This is a genomic window from Pseudomonas sp. P7758, from assembly GCF_013386485.1.
Classification (GTDB): Bacteria; Pseudomonadota; Gammaproteobacteria; order Pseudomonadales; family Pseudomonadaceae; genus Aquipseudomonas.
Genome location: NZ_JACARS010000048.1, coordinates 38,309 through 53,486, shown reverse-complemented (window position 1 = coordinate 53,486; position 15,178 = coordinate 38,309). Strand labels below are relative to the sequence as shown.

Genomic DNA, 15,178 nt, shown 5'->3' with positions numbered 1-15,178 from the left:
TCAGCCATCACCCAAAAAACGGATATACACGCAAATCACCTTCCCCGAGAAAGCACAAAGGGGACCCGAAGGTCCCCTTTAATTTGTCGTTGCGTGCTCTTTTTTTATTATTGAGGGGCGGTCTATTGTTGTTTTTGGCAACCGTGGCCCTTTACCGCTGTTTTTGGCGACCCCCATCCGGGGTCAAGAGCAAACGTATTTTTTTGAGCGCTGATCTGCTTCTTCGCACGCGATCCAACCAGTGGGTAGCTACCTTGAGGTAGTTTTTTGTTCTTCTCTATCCGGTTGCGGGTTTCGGCAAGCCGTACCCTGCGAAGCACATCTTCTCCAAAAAAATCTGTTAGCTGCGTCTCTGCCGTGTTGTTTTTGTTATGTCAGAGTCGTTACGTCTTATTTTTATTAGGTTTGGTGCTTTTTATTCTTGTTATGCAATAGAGATAGCAGAAGCCGTGCCAACTTTATAAAGTCCTTTAAAATCAATGCCTTGATTTTTTGGCGAGAAATTTCCTTCAGGAAATGCGACAAAATATGTTCCCGTGTTACCCGATGTGTAGCCGCGAGGTAACACATCGTCACAAGCGCACTACTCAACCGGCGCTGCGAGCCTTCGCCACGCGCGAACCGGTGGGGCGGCCGAGTACCGTACAAGTCTGCTGACCCGCCAGAATCAGCTTGTCCATGTCGATACCCGTCTCGATGCCCAAGCCATTCAGCAGGTACAACACATCTTCAGTGGCAACGTTACCGCTGGCCCCCTTGGCATAGGGGCACCCGCCGAGGCCCGCAATAGAGCTGTCGAACACCTGGATACCTTCCTCAAGGCTGGCGTAGATATTGGCGATGGCCTGGCCATAGGTGTCATGGAAGTGCCCGGCCAGCTTGTCCCGTGGCACCTGCGCGCCGACCACCTCGAACATCCGGCGTGTTGCGCCTGCAGTGCCGGTGCCAATCGTGTCGCCCAGGGACACCTCATAGCAGCCCATGGCGAACAGCTCGCGAGCGACTGCCGCGACCTGTTCCGGCGCGACCTGACCTTCATAAGGGCAACCCAACACACACGACACATAACCCCGCACACTCACACCATTCTGCCTGGCCGCGTCCATGATCGGCACGAAGCGTTCCAGGCTTTCGCTGATGGAGCAGTTGATATTGCGCTGGGAAAACGCCTCGGAAGCCGCCGCAAATACGGCCACTTCTTTTACGCCCGCCGCCAGTGCATCTTCAAAACCCCGCAGGTTTGGCGCCAGCGCGCCATAGGTCACGCCCGGCTTGCGCTGGATCTGCGCAAACACCTCGGCCGACCCGGCCATCTGCGGTACCCATTTGGGCGACACAAAACTGCCGACTTCGATGTAACCCAGGCCGGCGGCACTCAGGGCGTCCACCAATTGCACCTTGTCGGCGACGCTGATGGGTTGCGCTTCATTCTGCAGGCCGTCGCGGGGGCCCACTTCCACCAGGCGCACATGAGAGGGGAGGGACATGGCAGCTACCTTTTATGAATGGCCAACCTGGCCCTGAATGGTCTGTTCCAGCGCCTGGATGCAACGTTCTTCGGCGGTGTCCAGTTCGAGCTTCATCTGTTCGATGTCGAGCAACTGTTGTTCCAGCTGCTCGCGGCGCTCGGCGATTTTCGCCAGCATGCTGTGCAGCTGTTTCTGGTTGCCGCTGGTAGGGTCGTAGAGTTCGATCAGTTCCCGGCACTCGGCCAGGGAAAAACCGATGCGCTTGCCCCGCAGGATCAGCTTCAGGCTGACTTTGTCGCGGGGCGAATAAATGCGCTCCTGGCCCCGGCGTTCCGGGGACAGCAGGCCTTGTTCTTCATAGAAGCGAATGGCGCGGGTGGTGATGTCGAGCTCGCGGGCGAGGTCGGAGATGCTGTAGGTCGTGCTCATGAGGGCGCTCAAGGAGTGTCTTGAGCGTTAAGCTAATGGCTGGTTGACGTTAACGTCAAGCTCGCTCCTACAGTTTGTCCAGCTTCTTCTCATGGGCCGTCACCTGCTGGCACAACTCGATCATCTGCTCGCGCATCCAGCGGTTGGCCGGATCCTGGTCGGTGCTTTCATGCCAGTACAGATGGGTTTCCACCATCGGCACATCATTCACCGGCAGGTTGAACCAGTGCAGTTCATGGCGCCGTGCGAAGCGCTCCGGCACGGTCATTACCATGTCGGTTTGCTGCAGCACCTGCGAGGCCATCAGGTAGTGCTGGGAGCGCAGGGCGATCTTGCGTTGCAGGCCCATCTTGCCCAGCGCCAGGTCGACATGGCCCAGGCCGTTGCGCCGGCTGGAGATATGAATGTGGGTCAGCGACAGGTAGTCATCCAGCGTCAGTTTGTCCTTGCCCGCCATCGGATGGCCCTTGCGCATGGCGCACACGTAGCGGTCTTCCATGAGCTTGACGTGGCGCACTTGCGGGTCGGTGTTGAGCGGCGCATCCACGGCAAAGTCCAGGCGACCGGCCGCCAGTTCTTTGGTGGTTTCCCGGCGCTTGGACAGGAAGCTCTCGATTACCACCGTCGGTGCCAGGCGGCGCAGGCGCTGGAACAGCGGCGGCAGAATCACCGCTTCGGTGAGGTCGGTCATGCTGATGCGGTAGGTCTTGGCCGCCTGTTGCGGGTTGAAGATCCGGCTTTCCTGTACCGACACCCGCAGCAGCGACAGCGCGTTACGCACCGGGCCAATGATGTTCTGGGCCATGGGTGTGGGCACCATGCCTTGGGCTGTGCGCACGAACAGCGGGTCGTTGAAGGTCTCCCGCAGGCGGGCCAGAGCGTTCGACACCGCAGGTTGAGTAATCCCGACAATCTGCCCGGCGCGGGTCAGGTTGGCTTCGGTGTAGATCGCGTCAAAGACGATGAAGAGGTTGAGGTCGACCTTGCTCAGATTCATTTCGCTGCGCTCTTATTGTTAGGTGTCCATACGCCGATCATATATCGGTGATGAATGTTAATACACGCCGAGAATAGGCTAGGTAAATTATCAACGCTGTTCTAGCATCGATTCATGACCTCAACAACCTCCATTGAGAAGGTGCTGCCCATGGATTTCGCCTATTCGCCCAAGGTTCAGGAACTGCGTGAACGCGTCACCGCGTTCATGGATGCCTACGTCTACCCGGCCGAGCCTGTGTTCGAACGCCAGGTTGCCGAAGGTGACCGCTGGCAGCCCACCGCCATCATGGAAGAGTTGAAGCTCAAGGCTAAAGCCGAAGGCCTGTGGAACCTGTTCCTGCCGGAATCCGAATTGGGCGCCGGCCTCACCAACCTGGAATACGCACCCCTGGCCGAAATCATGGGCCGCTCCTTGCTGGGGCCGGAGCCGTTCAATTGCTCGGCACCGGATACCGGCAACATGGAAGTGCTGGTGCGCTACGCCAACGAAGAGCAAAAACAGCGCTGGCTCGAACCGCTGCTGCGCGGCGAAATCCGCTCGGCATTTGCCATGACCGAGCCGGACGTGGCTTCCTCCGACGCCACCAACATGGCCGCCCGTGCAGAACGCGACGGCGACGAGTGGGTGATCAACGGTAAAAAATGGTGGACCTCCGGCGCCTGTGACCCGCGCTGCAAGATCCTGATCTTCATGGGCCTGAGCAACCCGGATGCGCCGCGTCACCAGCAGCACTCGATGATCCTGGTACCGGTGGATGCGCCCGGTGTGAAGATCGTGCGCCCGCTGCCGGTGTTCGGCTACGACGACGCACCCCATGGCCACGCCGAAGTGCTGTTTGAAAACGTCCGCGTGCCGTACGAAAACGTCCTGCTGGGCGAAGGCCGGGGCTTTGAAATTGCCCAGGGGCGCCTTGGTCCGGGCCGTATTCACCACTGCATGCGTTCCATCGGCATGGCCGAGCGCGCGCTGGAACTGATGTGCAAGCGTTCCGTCAGCCGTACCGCCTTCGGCAAGCCGCTGGCCCGCCTGGGTGGCAATATCGACAAGATCGCCGACTCGCGGATGGAAATCGACATGGCGCGCCTGCTGACCCTGAAAGCTGCCTACATGATGGACACCGTGGGCAACAAGGTCGCGAAAAGCGAAATCGCCCAGATCAAGGTGGTGGCGCCGAACGTGGCGTTGAGGGTGATCGATCGCGCCATCCAGATCCACGGTGGCGCCGGCGTATCCAATGACTTCCCGCTGGCCTACATGTACGCCATGCAGCGCACCCTGCGCCTGGCCGATGGCCCGGACGAAGTGCACCGCGCAGCAATCGGCAAATTCGAGATCGGCAAGTATGTGCCGCGGGAAATGATGCGCAGCGGGCAGTAAAACCGAGGTGTCTTCATCGCAGGCAAGCCAGCTCCCACAGGGGAATGCAGCCAACTGTGGGAGCCGGGCTTGCCGCGATGAGGCCAGTTGATCGTTCCCACGCTCTGCGTGGGAATGCTGCCCCGGACGCTCCGCGTCCTCAATACACCCAGACCTCCACCCGCCGGTTCTTGATCCGTCCCTCATCCGCCGTATTTGCCGCCACTGGCATCTCGGCACCGAACCCCTGAATGTCCCTCAGCACCACGCCGCTTTTAACCAGTTCCCGGCGCACCGCCATCGCCCGCAACTTCGACAATAGCGCCGCCCGCTGCGCATCACTCTTGGCATCCCCAAACCCCACCAGCGTCACCTGCTTGTCCAGCTTGCCGTGGCTCTTTATATAAGCCACTACCCGCATCAGGTCCTGGCGCGCCTTGTTGTCGAGGCTGGCACTGCCTTCCTCAAACCGGAAATTCACCGTCAGGCGCTGCGCTTGTCGGGCAATCGCCTGGTAATCCCCGGGCATCGGCGCCCGTGGTTCCACCGCCATGGCCTGCACCTGCTGTGCGATAAAACCGTTGGCGGCGACGATCGCCTGGCCCTTGCTGCTTTGTGCAAAGTCCACCAGGGCCTTGGCCCAGGGGTTTTGTGCAACAGGTGGCAGGTAGAAGAACAACCGGCGTGACAGTGGGTAGTCCTCGGTGGCGATCAAACTGTTCAGCGGCAACATCGGCTGCGAGTCGCCATCGACGATGGCCACCGCCTTGGCCTGGCGCACATAGGGCAATCCGATAAAACCGATGCCCTGGGGGTCATGGCTGACAGCATCCGACAACTGCTCGCTGGATTCGAAGCGCTTGGCGCTGCCATCCAACGACTTGCCGCGCCGGCTGAGCACCAGTTCCTTGAAGGTGTCATAGGTGCCGGATTGATCATCCCGCGCGTACAGGTGAATTTGGCCACCGATGCCGCCCAGTTGTTCCCAGGTCGAGACTTCGCCGCTGAAGATCTGCGCCAGTTGCGCGGTATTCAACGTCCCCAGCGGGTTGCGTGGGTTGAGGATGATCGCCAGCCCGTCAATGGCGATGACCTGTTCGGCGTCGGGGCTTTTCAGGTCGCCGAGGGCTTCGAGGTCCACCAGTTCGCTGTCCTTGATCGGCCGGGAAGACGCCGCGAGGTCGGCGCTGGCGTTTTTCAGGGCTGCGAACCCGGTGCTGGAGCCATGGGCCGCCACTTCCACCGTCACCTTCTGGCCCTGGCGAGTCTTGCCGACGATGTGCTGTTCGTTGGCCTGGTCAGATGGCTCGCTGTGCACCGCTTGCAACCCCTGTTGCTCCATCAGCCCCTTGACCAGCGCCGGGCCAAGTGCCGCGCCGATGGTATTGGAACCCTGGATGCGCAAGGCCGGGCCATGTTCGGGGAAGGGCAGTGGGGTGGAAAAAGCGGCGAGGGGAAATGCGCTGAGCAGGGCCAGCAGGGATAGAACGCGCAGCATCATGCCGGCACCTTCTCAAGCCAAAGGGAGTGCCGCGAGATTAAGTCAGAGAGGTTTCAGCAATATGACCGGCATCACGCCGTCAAAAAGTGTGGGAGCGGGCTTGCTCGCGAATACGGAGTGTCAGTCGACGTATCCGGTGACTGACACTCCGTATTCGCGAGCAAGCCCGCTCCCACATTTAACGGCGCTGCTGTTAAGAAGTCAGCTCAATTCCAGCCAGATCGGTGCATGATCGGAGGGTTTTTCCATGCCGCGCAGGTCGTAGTCCACACCGGCATCCTTTACCCGGGGCAACAAGCCCTGGGAAGCCAGGATCACGTCGATCCGCAGCCCGCGCTTTGGCTCGTCTTCAAAACCACGGCTGCGGTAATCGAACCAGCTGAAGCGGTCTGCCACATCCGGGTTGAGGTGGCGGAAGCTGTCCACCAGGCCCCAGTTCTTCAGGCGGGCCATCCACTCGCGTTCTTCCGGCAGGAAGCTGCACTTGCCGGTCTTCAGCCAGCGCTTGGCGTTGTCGGCACCGATGCCGATGTCGCAGTCTTCCGGGGAAATATTCACATCACCCATCACCACCACGGCCTGGTCATTGCTGAACTGCGACTCCAGGAGGGTTTGCAGGTCCTCGTAGAAGCGCTGCTTGGCCGGGAACTTGGTGGGGTGGTCGCGGCTTTCGCCCTGTGGGAAATAGCCGTTCATGATGGTAATCGGGTTGCCGTTGGCGTCGGCGAAGGTGCCCCAGATAAACCGGCGCTGGGCGTCTTCTTCGTCACTGGCAAAGCCTTTGTGCAGCGCCAGCGGTTCCTGGCGCGAGAGCAGGGCAACACCGTAGTGGCCTTTCTGCCCGTGGTAATACACGTGATAGCCGAGGGCCTTGATCTCATCCAGCGGGAACTGGTCGTCGTGGACCTTGGTTTCCTGCAGGCCGATCACGTCCGGCTGATGTTTCTCGATCAGTGCCGCCAGCTGATGAGGGCGGGCGCGCAGCCCGTTGATATTGAAAGACACGATTTTCATGGTCGGCGGTCCAGTCTGGCAAAAGGGCGATGCTAGCCGACAATGTAGGACGGGAGCCAGCCTTGTAGCAGCTGCCGAGGCACAAGGCTGCGTTGGGCTACGAAGCGGCGTCCGGTGGCTACACTGAACGAAACAGTGCCGCAGACGTTCGTAATAACAAGAGCGCGACCTTTTGAGTCAGCGCCCAGGGGAGATTCACTGTTATGCCTGACACCTCGACTGCCATCGCCCAGATCCACATGCTCGACAGCGGCTATTCCCGCGAAGCCCGTTCGCTGTTGTACCAGGCCTATCGCCATGAGCCGACGTTCGCCTACATCTTCGAAGCCGAACGTCCCGGTTACGAACAGCGGGTGCGCGCCACGGTGCGTGAGCTGGTCAAACAGCACTTCTTCCAGAAACTTCCGGCGATTGGCCTGTTGGTCAACGACCGGCTGATCGGCATCGCCCTGATCGCGCCACCGACCCGCCGCCTGGGCATCACCGAAAGCTGGGCCTGGCAGTTGCGCATGTGGCTGAGTACCGGTGTGCGCGGTACCCGGCGTTACCTGGAATACCATCAGGCAGTGCTGGCGTGCCTGCCCTCGGATTCGGTGCATGTGCTGCCGTTGCTGGGGATTCACCCGCAATTCCAGGGCAAGCACTACGGTGAGCAACTGCTGGAAGCGGTGCACAACTGGTGCGCCGAAGACCCGCATTCCTCGGGCGTGGTGCTGGACACGGGGAATTCTCGCTATCTGGAATTCTATAAGCGCCAGGGCTATGAAGAGATCGGCGAGGTCGCTGTAGGACCGGTACTGGAACACGTGTTCTTTCACGCAAATCCGCAGGTGTTACAGGCTGCAACGGTTTAAGACAGAATTATTCAGACAAATCCGGGTTCTAACTCGCTCCCAAGCTCGTGTAGCATCCCGGCCTATGAAGTTTCCAGGAAGATTTACCAGCGGCTTGATTCTGCTGTTCACGAGCTGCGGCGCCTTGGCGCAAAGCGAATTGGATGTGCGCATCAAGCCTTCAAACGACGCGTTGAAAGCCAACATCGAAGGCTATATCGGCGGGGTCGGCGATCGTGACGAAGAAGCCCTGCTGCGGTTCAGCCGGGGCGCCGAGGAGCAGGCCCGCAAGGCCGCCCAGGCGCTGGGCTACTACCAACCGCAGATTGCCAGCGATGTGAAGGGCGGCAAGAACCCGCGCCTGATCCTCACCATCGACCCCGGCGAACCGGTGCATTTGCGCAATGTGACCATTCGGGTCGACGGCCAGGCCGCCGACCTCAAGGCCTTTCGCGTGCCCGCCAGCGACCAACTCAAATCCGGCGCCGTGCTCAACCACGGCAACTACGAAGACGCCAAGCGCGTCATCCAGAACCAGGCGTCACGCTACGGCTTTTTCAGCGGGCGCTTTACCAGCCAGAAACTCTCGGTCGACCCCAAGGCGGGTGTGGCCGATATCGAACTGATTTATGACAGTGGCCCACGCTACACCTTGGGCAAGGTCAGCTTTGCCGGCGATACGCCGTTTGATGAAGACCTGCTGCAACGCATGGTGCCGTTCAAGAGCGGCACGCCTTACGACTCCGAACTGATCGCCGAACTCAACCAGAACCTGCAATCCAGCGGCTTTTTCGAAGGCGTGCGCGTGGACGCCGCTCCGGCGGCCTCGACCAATGACGTGATCCCGGTGGCCGTGCAACTTGAAACCCGCAAGCCGCGCACCATGGGCCTGGGCCTCGGTTACTCGACCGACGTCGGCCCGCGGGGCAAGGCCAACTGGACGCGCCACTGGGTCAACCCCCAGGGCCACAGTTATGGCTGGGAAGCCGAGCTTTCCGCGCCTCGGCAGAACGTCGGGTTGTGGTACGACATTCCCATGGACCCGCCACTGACCGACAAATTGCGCTTTGCCGGCGGCTACCAGAATGAAGAAATCGCCAACACCGACACCCTGAGTAAACTGCTCACCCTCGGCCCCGAGTGGCACAGCAAGTTGCCCAGCGGCTGGACGCGGGTGATCTCGCTCAAATGGCAGCGTGAAGAATATCGCCTGGGCAACGACTCGGGCCTGAGTACGCTGCTGATGCCCGGCATCAGTTATTCCTACCTGCGCAGCGACAACCGCATCGACCCGCACAATGGCTATCGCCTGCTGTTCGACGCCAAGGTCGCCAAGGAAGGCCTGGGTTCCGACACCAACCTGCTTTACGGCACGGCGACCATCAAGGGCTTGACCACCCTGTGGGACAACCACCGCTTCCTGGCGAGGGCGCAGTTTGGTGGCAGTGCCACCAACGGCTACAAATCCGTGCCACCGTCGTTACGCTTTTTTGCCGGTGGCGACCAGAGCGTGCGGGGTTACGAGTACCAGACCCTGTCCCCGGAAAATGATCGCGGCGACCGCATCGGTGGCCGCTACATGGTGGCCCTGAGCGCCGAGTACCAATATTCCATCGCCGAAAAATGGCGGATCGCGACCTTTATCGACCAAGGCAACTCGTTCAACACCCTGGAAATGCCAAGCCTGAAAACCGGCGTGGGTGTGGGTGTGCGCTGGGTGTCGCCGGTTGGCCCGATCCGCCTCGACCTGGCCCATGCCCTCGAAGATCCGGGCGGCATTCGTTTGCACTTTTCCATGGGGCCTGAGCTGTGATGCGTGGTTTGAAAATAGCGGGGCTGGCCATTCTGGCGGTCCTCGCGGTGATAGTGCTGGCACTGTGGACGGTGCTGGGTACCCAAGCCGGCAGCCGGTGGGTGCTGGGCCAGGTGCCGGGTTTGACCGTGGAGAATTTCCAGGGTCGCCTGGGCGGGCAGTGGAGTGCCGACCATCTGTTATGGCAGCAGGACAGCAGCCGCGTGGAGCTTCAGGCGCCAAAGTTCGACTGGTCGCCCGCGTGTTTGATGCGCATGACCTTGTGCATCAACCAACTGGATGTGGAGCAGGTGAGCCTGCAATTTCCACCCGGCACCGAAGAACGCAGCGGCCCGATTACCCTGCCGGACCTGAAACTGCCGGTCGCCCTTCAGTTGGGTGACATCCGCGTTGGCAGCCTGCTGTTCAATGGCAGCGAAGAGCTCCAGGGCCTGCAGCTGGCGGCGCACTGGACTGCCGCCGGGATGCAGATCGATTCGGTGCACCTGCAACGGGACGGTTTGGTCCTTGACCTGTCCGGCCTGCTGCAACCCACCGGCAACTGGCCGCTGGCCGCCAGCGGCAACCTGAGCCTGCCTTACGCCCCGGGCGGCGCGCCCTGGACACTGGCGCTCAAGGTCGATGGCGATTTGCTCAAGACCCTCAAGCTCGACGCCGACAGCAGCGGCTACCTGCCGGCCAAGCTCAGCGGCGAATTGCAACCGCTGGTGGAAAACCTGCCGGCGCAGTTGCACATCACCGCCGACGGCTTCAAACCCAGCGCCGATTTGCCCGATACCCTGCAACTCAATCAGCTGGACCTGACCGCCAAGGGCGACCTGAGCAACGGTTACCAGTTGCTGGGCAAAGCCGTACTGCCCGCGGAAAAAGGCCCGGTGGACCTGCTGCTGCAAGGCAAGGTCGACGCCAAGGGCGCGCAGATCGCCGGGCTGGATTTGAATGCCGGTGACAAACAAAGCCTCAAGCTCAGTGCCAATCTGGACTGGCAGCAAGGCTTCAGCGCCGACGCGAAAATCGACTGGCTGGATTTCCCGTGGCATCGCCTGTACCCCGTGATCGACGAACCCCAGGTGGCCTTGCGTACCTTCAATGGTGAAGTTTCCTACAAGGACGGCAACTATCTGGGCAACTTCAAGGCCGACCTCGACGGCCCTGCGGGCAAGTTCAGCCTGGCCAGCCCGTTCAGTGGCGACCTCAAGCAAGTGTTCCTCCCCGAGTTGAAACTCGCGGCTGGTCAGGGCAAGGCCGAAGGCCACCTGAACCTGCAATTTGCCGATGGCATCGCCTGGGACACGGCGCTGGACCTGTCGGCGATCAACCCGGCGTATTGGGTCGCGGAGTTGCCCGGCACCCTCGCGGGCCCGTTGCGCAGCAAGGGCGAAATGAAGAACGAGCAACTCAAGCTCAATGCCGACCTCGACCTCAAGGGCCGTCTGCGTGGCCAACCTGCCGTGCTCCAGGCCAAGGCCGAAGGCGCAGGCGAGCAATGGACCCTCGGCACCCTGGACATTCGCCTCGGCGACAACCGCATCTATGGCAGCGGCAGCCTGCAACAGCGCCTTGCCGGGCAGATCGACATCAAGCTGACGCGCCTCGCCCAGCTCTGGCCGCAACTGCGCGGGCAGATGAATGGTCGCCTCGACGTCGCCGGCACCCTGAAAGCGCCGCAAGGCAAGCTCAACCTGGTTGGCCAGCAACTGGCGTTTGAAGATAACCGCCTGCAAAACCTGACCCTGGACGCGAACCTGGATAATGCCCAGCGCGCCAAAGTCGACCTGAAAGGCAGTGGCATCCAGGCCGGTGAAACCCAGCTCGGCACCTTCAGTGCCAGCGCCCAGGGCGATATCAAAAGCCAGAAAGTCCAGCTCGACCTGGCCGGCCCGTTGCTCAAGCTGGCCCTGGCCCTGGACGGCAACCTCGACAAAGGCAACTGGCGCGGGCGCCTGGCCAGCGGCGATGTGCAAGCCGGTGGCCAGGACTGGAAGCTGCAAGCGCCGGCGAAGATCGAGCGCCTGGCCGATGGCAAGCTGACCTTTGCGGCGCACTGCTGGGTCTCCGGCCCGGCGAGCCTGTGCGGCGAAGACCAGCGCCTGATGCCCGAGCCGAAGCTGCGTTACCACCTCAAACAGTTCCCGATCGACAGCCTCGCGCAGTGGTTGCCCAAGGATTTCGCCTGGCAGGGCAAGCTCAATGCCGACGTGCAACTCGACCTGCCGGCCAGCGGCCCTAAAGGTGTGGTCTCGGTGGACGCCAGCGGTGGCACCCTGCGGGTCAAGGACAAAGACCAGTGGCTGGATTTCCCCTATGACACGCTGAAGCTGGAAACCACCCTCAACCCCACGCGCATCGACACCCAGCTCAATTTCCGTGGCGGCAAGCTCGGCGAGTTGCTGTTGCAGGCGCAGCTCAATCCGCTGGCAAAGAACAAGCCGATCACCGGCAACTTCACCCTGACCGGCCTCGACCTCGCGGTGGCCCGCCCCTTTGTACCCATGGTCGAGAAGCTCAACGGCAAGCTCAACGGTAACGGGCGAATTGGCGGCAGCCTGCTGGCGCCTCAGGTCAACGGCAGCATCAACCTGGTGGGGGGTGAAATCTCCGGCCCGGAACTGCCCACCAGCATTGAAGGCCTGAATATCCAGGCGTTGATTGCCGGCGAAAGCGTGCAGCTCAATGGCGGCTGGCGCAGCGGCAAGGCCGGGCAGGGCACTATCAAGGGGCAGATCGACTGGGGCCAGGCCCTGGCGGTGGATATCGCGCTGCAAGGCACGCAACTGCCGGTCACCGTGGAACCGTACGCGGCCCTGGAGGTGGCGCCTGACCTGAAGATCAGCATGAAGAACGACAAGCTGGCGATCTCCGGCAAGGTGCAGATTCCCAAGGGCGAGATCACCGTGCGGGAATTGCCCCCATCGACGGTCAAGGTCTCGGATGACACGGTGATCGTCGGCAGCCAGACCGAAGAGGGCAAGCCGCCGATGGCCATGGCGATGGACATCGATGTGGAGGTAGGCAAGGACAAGCTGAGCTTCGCCGGGTTTGGCCTTACCGCCAACCTGCAAGGCCATGTGCACATCGGCGACAACATGGACACCCGTGGTGAACTGTGGCTCAACGACGGCCGCTACCGGGCCTACGGCCAACGCCTGACTGTGCGCCGCGCGCGATTGTTGTTTGCCGGGCCGATTGACCAGCCGTTCCTGGATATCGAAGCGGTGCGGATCACCACCGAGCCGTCCCGGACCGTCACCGCCGGTATTCGTCTGAGCGGCAGTGCCGAGCAGCCGACTACGCAAATTTTCTCGGAGCCGGCCATGGCCCAAGAGGATGCATTGTCGTACCTGGTGTTGGGGCGTTCGCGCACCACCAACGGTGAGGACAACAACATGCTGGCCGAAGCGGCGCTGGGTCTTGGGTTGATGGGCAGTGCCGGGGTCACGTCGGACATCGCCAAGAACCTGGGCATCCAGGACTTTGAACTGGACACCCAGGGCAGCGGCAACAACACCGCCGTGGTGGCCAGCGGCAAGATCTCCGAGAAGCTCAGCCTGCGTTATGGCGTTGGGGTGTTCGAGCCGGCCAACACCATCGCCTTGCGCTATTTGCTGAGCAAGAAGGTGTACCTGGAAGTGGCCAGCGGCGTGGCCAGCTCCCTGGATATTTTCTACAAGCGCGATTTCTGATCCGTCCACGGTAATGGTGGGAGCCTGGCTCCCACCATTTATCCGCTAATTAGTAAGCAACCTAACTATTCGTTTGACATTCGCTGCCTAGGCAGTAACATCGTGTCACACATTCACTGCTTAGGCAGTTAATAGGCTGGTCACGATGAAGCACTTCACCCCCGAAAACTTCCACAACTGCCACCTCGGCCTGCTGCTGGGCCGGGCTGCGCTGCTCAAAGACAAGATCATCGACACCCACATGGAACCCCACGGCATCACGGCCGCGCAGTTCAAGGTGTTGATCATCATGGCCCAGTACGGCGTCGACACCCCCGCCGAGCTGTGCCGCAACCTGTCGTTGGACAGCGGCTCCATGACCCGCATGCTCGACCGCCTGGAACAAAAGGACCTGCTGGCGCGCAAGCGTTCCGAGCAGGACCGGCGCCAGGTGCAGTTGGTGCTGACCGCCGAAGGCCAGCGCGTGGCCGACATGCTGCCGCACATCGGTGCCCAGGCCCTGAACCAGTTGGCGGGCGCCCTGGAGCCGGGTGAATTGCAAACCCTGGAAAAAATCCTGAAGAAAATTCTGATAGCTGCGGGTGACCCCATCACCATTCAGCGGGTAGGTAGTGCATGAACAATCGCTCCTTGCGTGCCGGCCTCAGCCTTGTGCTGGTGGCCATGACTATGGCCGGTTGTGCCAATTTCAGCGGCTTGAACACAGAAGGCAAACGCCTCGAAGCCAATAACCTGCAAACCGGCAAATCCCTCAGCGGCGTGACCCTGTCCACCGCCGCCTGGCCCACCGCCGACTGGTGGAAAGGCCTTGGCGATCCACAGCTCGACGGCCTGATCCAGGAAGCCCTGCAGAACAGCCCCGACATGCAAGTGGCCAGCGCCCGCGCCCACCAGGCCGAAGCCGCTGCCTATGCTGCCGACGCCGAGCGCATGCCAACCCTGGATGCCAGCGCCGGTGTCAGCCGTTCGCGCCTGGCCAAGGACCAGGACCCGTTGGGCCAGGGCGATGCCTACGCCACCGTGCGTAACATCGGTGCCAGCTTCAATTACAACTTTGACCTGTGGGGCGGCCAGCGCGCCGCCTGGGAAGCCGCGCTGGGCCAGGCCCGCGCCGCCGAAGTCGACCAACAGGCCGCGCGCCTGACCCTGGCGGCCAACGTCGCCAAGGCCTACAGCGACCTGGGCCAGGCCCATATCGTGCGTGACCTGGCCAATGATGACCTCAAGCGCACCCGGCAGATGCTCGACCTGGGCCAGCGTCGCCTGAATTCCGGGATCGACAGCCAGTACCAGTACCAGCAAACCGAAAGCCTGGAAGCCAGCTCCCAGTCGCAACTGATCGATGCGGAAAAGCAACTGCAGAGCGCGAAGATCGCCCTCGCGGTGTTGCTCGGCAAAGGCCCGGACCGTGGCAGCGAACTGGTACGCCCCAACGTGCTCAAGCCGAGCGCGGTTGCGGTGCCTTCGGTGTTGCCTGCCGAGCTGGTGGGCCGTCGCCCGGACCTGATCGCCGCACGCTGGCGGGTGGAGGCGGCGAGCAAGAACATCGCGGCCAGCAAGACCCGTTTCTACCCCAACCTCAACCTGAGCGCGAGCGCCGGGGCCGAGTCGTTGCTGGGGGATGCGATGTTTGGTTCGGCCAGCCGCTTCTTCAGCATTGCGCCGACCGTCTCGCTGCCGATCTTCGACGGCGGCCGCCTGCGCGCCGACCTCGACGCTCGCGACGCCGACTACGACCTGGCCGTGGCCCAGTACAACAAAACCCTGGTGCAAGCCTTGGGCGATATCGGCAACACACTCTCGCAATTGCGCGAGACCGGCCGCCAGATCCAGGCCCAGCAACACGCCGCTGACATTGCCCAGCAGTCCTACGACACCGGCGTCCAGCGTTACAGCTCAGGTATCGGCAATTACCTGGACGTGCTCAGCATCGAACAGCAACTGCTCCAGGCCCAGCGTCAGTTGGCCACCCTGAATGCCGAGCAAATCGATCTTTCGATTCAACTGATGCAGGCCCTGGGCGGCGGTTTCCACGCCGATAACGTGGCCTCGACCACCCCAGCCACGCGCACTGAATAAT

The 15,178-nt window shown here is 61.6% G+C and carries 11 protein-coding genes; 6 read left to right on the top strand and 5 right to left on the bottom strand.

Annotated features, from left to right (window positions below):
• Positions 1 to 587: 587 nt before the first annotated feature.
• The 3 genes from HX873_RS10610 to HX873_RS10600 all read right to left on the bottom strand — a co-directional run bounded on the left by HX873_RS10610 (position 588) and on the right by HX873_RS10600 (position 2,895).
• Positions 588 to 1,487 carry a hydroxymethylglutaryl-CoA lyase gene (locus HX873_RS10610; RefSeq protein ID WP_177122655.1) on the bottom strand — a complete coding sequence of 300 codons (900 nt, stop codon included), beginning with the start codon at positions 1,485 to 1,487 and terminating at the stop codon, positions 588 to 590.
• 12 nt (positions 1,488 to 1,499) lie between these two features.
• Positions 1,500 to 1,898 (bottom strand): MerR family DNA-binding transcriptional regulator, encoded by a 399-nt coding sequence (locus tag HX873_RS10605; protein WP_102369517.1) that lies wholly within the window; start codon positions 1,896 to 1,898, stop codon positions 1,500 to 1,502.
• 67 nt (positions 1,899 to 1,965) lie between these two features.
• Positions 1,966 to 2,895, bottom strand: coding sequence for a LysR family transcriptional regulator (locus tag HX873_RS10600; protein WP_003211805.1), 930 nt, complete (start codon positions 2,893 to 2,895; stop codon positions 1,966 to 1,968).
• A 150-nt stretch (positions 2,896 to 3,045) separates the two neighbouring features.
• On the opposite strand from HX873_RS10600, the gene HX873_RS10595 reads away from it, so the two are divergent.
• Entirely contained in the window at positions 3,046 to 4,275 is a 1,230-nt protein-coding gene (locus HX873_RS10595; protein WP_003211803.1) for an acyl-CoA dehydrogenase, read from the top strand.
• Positions 4,276 to 4,414: 139 nt separating this feature from the next.
• Here the strand turns inward: HX873_RS10595 and HX873_RS10590 are convergent, their stop codons facing one another.
• Both HX873_RS10590 and xthA read right to left on the bottom strand, forming a co-directional pair.
• On the bottom strand, positions 4,415 to 5,755 hold the full coding sequence (locus tag HX873_RS10590; protein ID WP_003211801.1) for a substrate-binding domain-containing protein: 1,341 nt from the start codon (positions 5,753 to 5,755) through the stop codon (positions 4,415 to 4,417).
• A gap of 201 nt (positions 5,756 to 5,956) precedes the next feature.
• The gene (gene xthA / locus HX873_RS10585; RefSeq protein WP_003211800.1) at positions 5,957 to 6,769 is read right to left on the bottom strand and encodes an exodeoxyribonuclease III; all 813 of its coding nucleotides are present in this window, start codon (positions 6,767 to 6,769) and stop codon (positions 5,957 to 5,959) included.
• A gap of 203 nt (positions 6,770 to 6,972) precedes the next feature.
• Between xthA and HX873_RS10580 the strand changes: the two genes are divergently transcribed.
• The 5 genes from HX873_RS10580 to HX873_RS10560 all read left to right on the top strand — a co-directional run bounded on the left by HX873_RS10580 (position 6,973) and on the right by HX873_RS10560 (position 15,177).
• Complete coding sequence (locus tag HX873_RS10580; RefSeq protein WP_003211798.1) at positions 6,973 to 7,623, top strand: N-acetyltransferase; 651 nt, start codon at positions 6,973 to 6,975, stop codon at positions 7,621 to 7,623.
• A 64-nt stretch (positions 7,624 to 7,687) separates the two neighbouring features.
• Positions 7,688 to 9,415, top strand: coding sequence for an autotransporter assembly complex family protein (locus tag HX873_RS10575; protein WP_008432416.1), 1,728 nt, complete (start codon positions 7,688 to 7,690; stop codon positions 9,413 to 9,415).
• Entirely contained in the window at positions 9,415 to 13,098 is a 3,684-nt protein-coding gene (locus HX873_RS10570; protein ID WP_177122654.1) for a translocation/assembly module TamB domain-containing protein, read from the top strand. The genes HX873_RS10575 and HX873_RS10570 overlap by 1 nt, the downstream gene beginning before the upstream one ends.
• A 145-nt stretch (positions 13,099 to 13,243) precedes the next feature.
• On the top strand, positions 13,244 to 13,717 hold the full coding sequence (locus tag HX873_RS10565; protein ID WP_003211792.1) for a MarR family winged helix-turn-helix transcriptional regulator: 474 nt from the start codon (positions 13,244 to 13,246) through the stop codon (positions 13,715 to 13,717).
• On the top strand, positions 13,714 to 15,177 hold the full coding sequence (locus tag HX873_RS10560; RefSeq protein ID WP_102605511.1) for an efflux transporter outer membrane subunit: 1,464 nt from the start codon (positions 13,714 to 13,716) through the stop codon (positions 15,175 to 15,177). The genes HX873_RS10565 and HX873_RS10560 overlap by 4 nt, the downstream gene beginning before the upstream one ends.
• Position 15,178: the final 1 nt, after the last annotated feature.

What these genes read in the sequence shown, in the direction of transcription:
- HX873_RS10610 (WP_177122655.1), bottom strand. Translation starts at nt 1,487, where the DNA reads ATGTCCCTCCCCTCTCATGTGCGCCTGGTGGAAGTGGGCCCCCGCGAC.
- HX873_RS10605 (WP_102369517.1), bottom strand. Translation starts at nt 1,898, where the DNA reads ATGAGCACGACCTACAGCATCTCCGACCTCGCCCGCGAGCTCGACATC.
- HX873_RS10600 (WP_003211805.1), bottom strand. Translation starts at nt 2,895, where the DNA reads ATGAATCTGAGCAAGGTCGACCTCAACCTCTTCATCGTCTTTGACGCG.
- HX873_RS10595 (WP_003211803.1), top strand. Translation starts at nt 3,046, where the DNA reads ATGGATTTCGCCTATTCGCCCAAGGTTCAGGAACTGCGTGAACGCGTC.
- HX873_RS10590 (WP_003211801.1), bottom strand. Translation starts at nt 5,755, where the DNA reads ATGATGCTGCGCGTTCTATCCCTGCTGGCCCTGCTCAGCGCATTTCCC.
- xthA (WP_003211800.1), bottom strand. Translation starts at nt 6,769, where the DNA reads ATGAAAATCGTGTCTTTCAATATCAACGGGCTGCGCGCCCGCCCTCAT.
- HX873_RS10580 (WP_003211798.1), top strand. Translation starts at nt 6,973, where the DNA reads ATGCCTGACACCTCGACTGCCATCGCCCAGATCCACATGCTCGACAGC.
- HX873_RS10575 (WP_008432416.1), top strand. Translation starts at nt 7,688, where the DNA reads ATGAAGTTTCCAGGAAGATTTACCAGCGGCTTGATTCTGCTGTTCACG.
- HX873_RS10570 (WP_177122654.1), top strand. Translation starts at nt 9,415, where the DNA reads ATGCGTGGTTTGAAAATAGCGGGGCTGGCCATTCTGGCGGTCCTCGCG.
- HX873_RS10565 (WP_003211792.1), top strand. Translation starts at nt 13,244, where the DNA reads ATGAAGCACTTCACCCCCGAAAACTTCCACAACTGCCACCTCGGCCTG.
- HX873_RS10560 (WP_102605511.1), top strand. Translation starts at nt 13,714, where the DNA reads ATGAACAATCGCTCCTTGCGTGCCGGCCTCAGCCTTGTGCTGGTGGCC.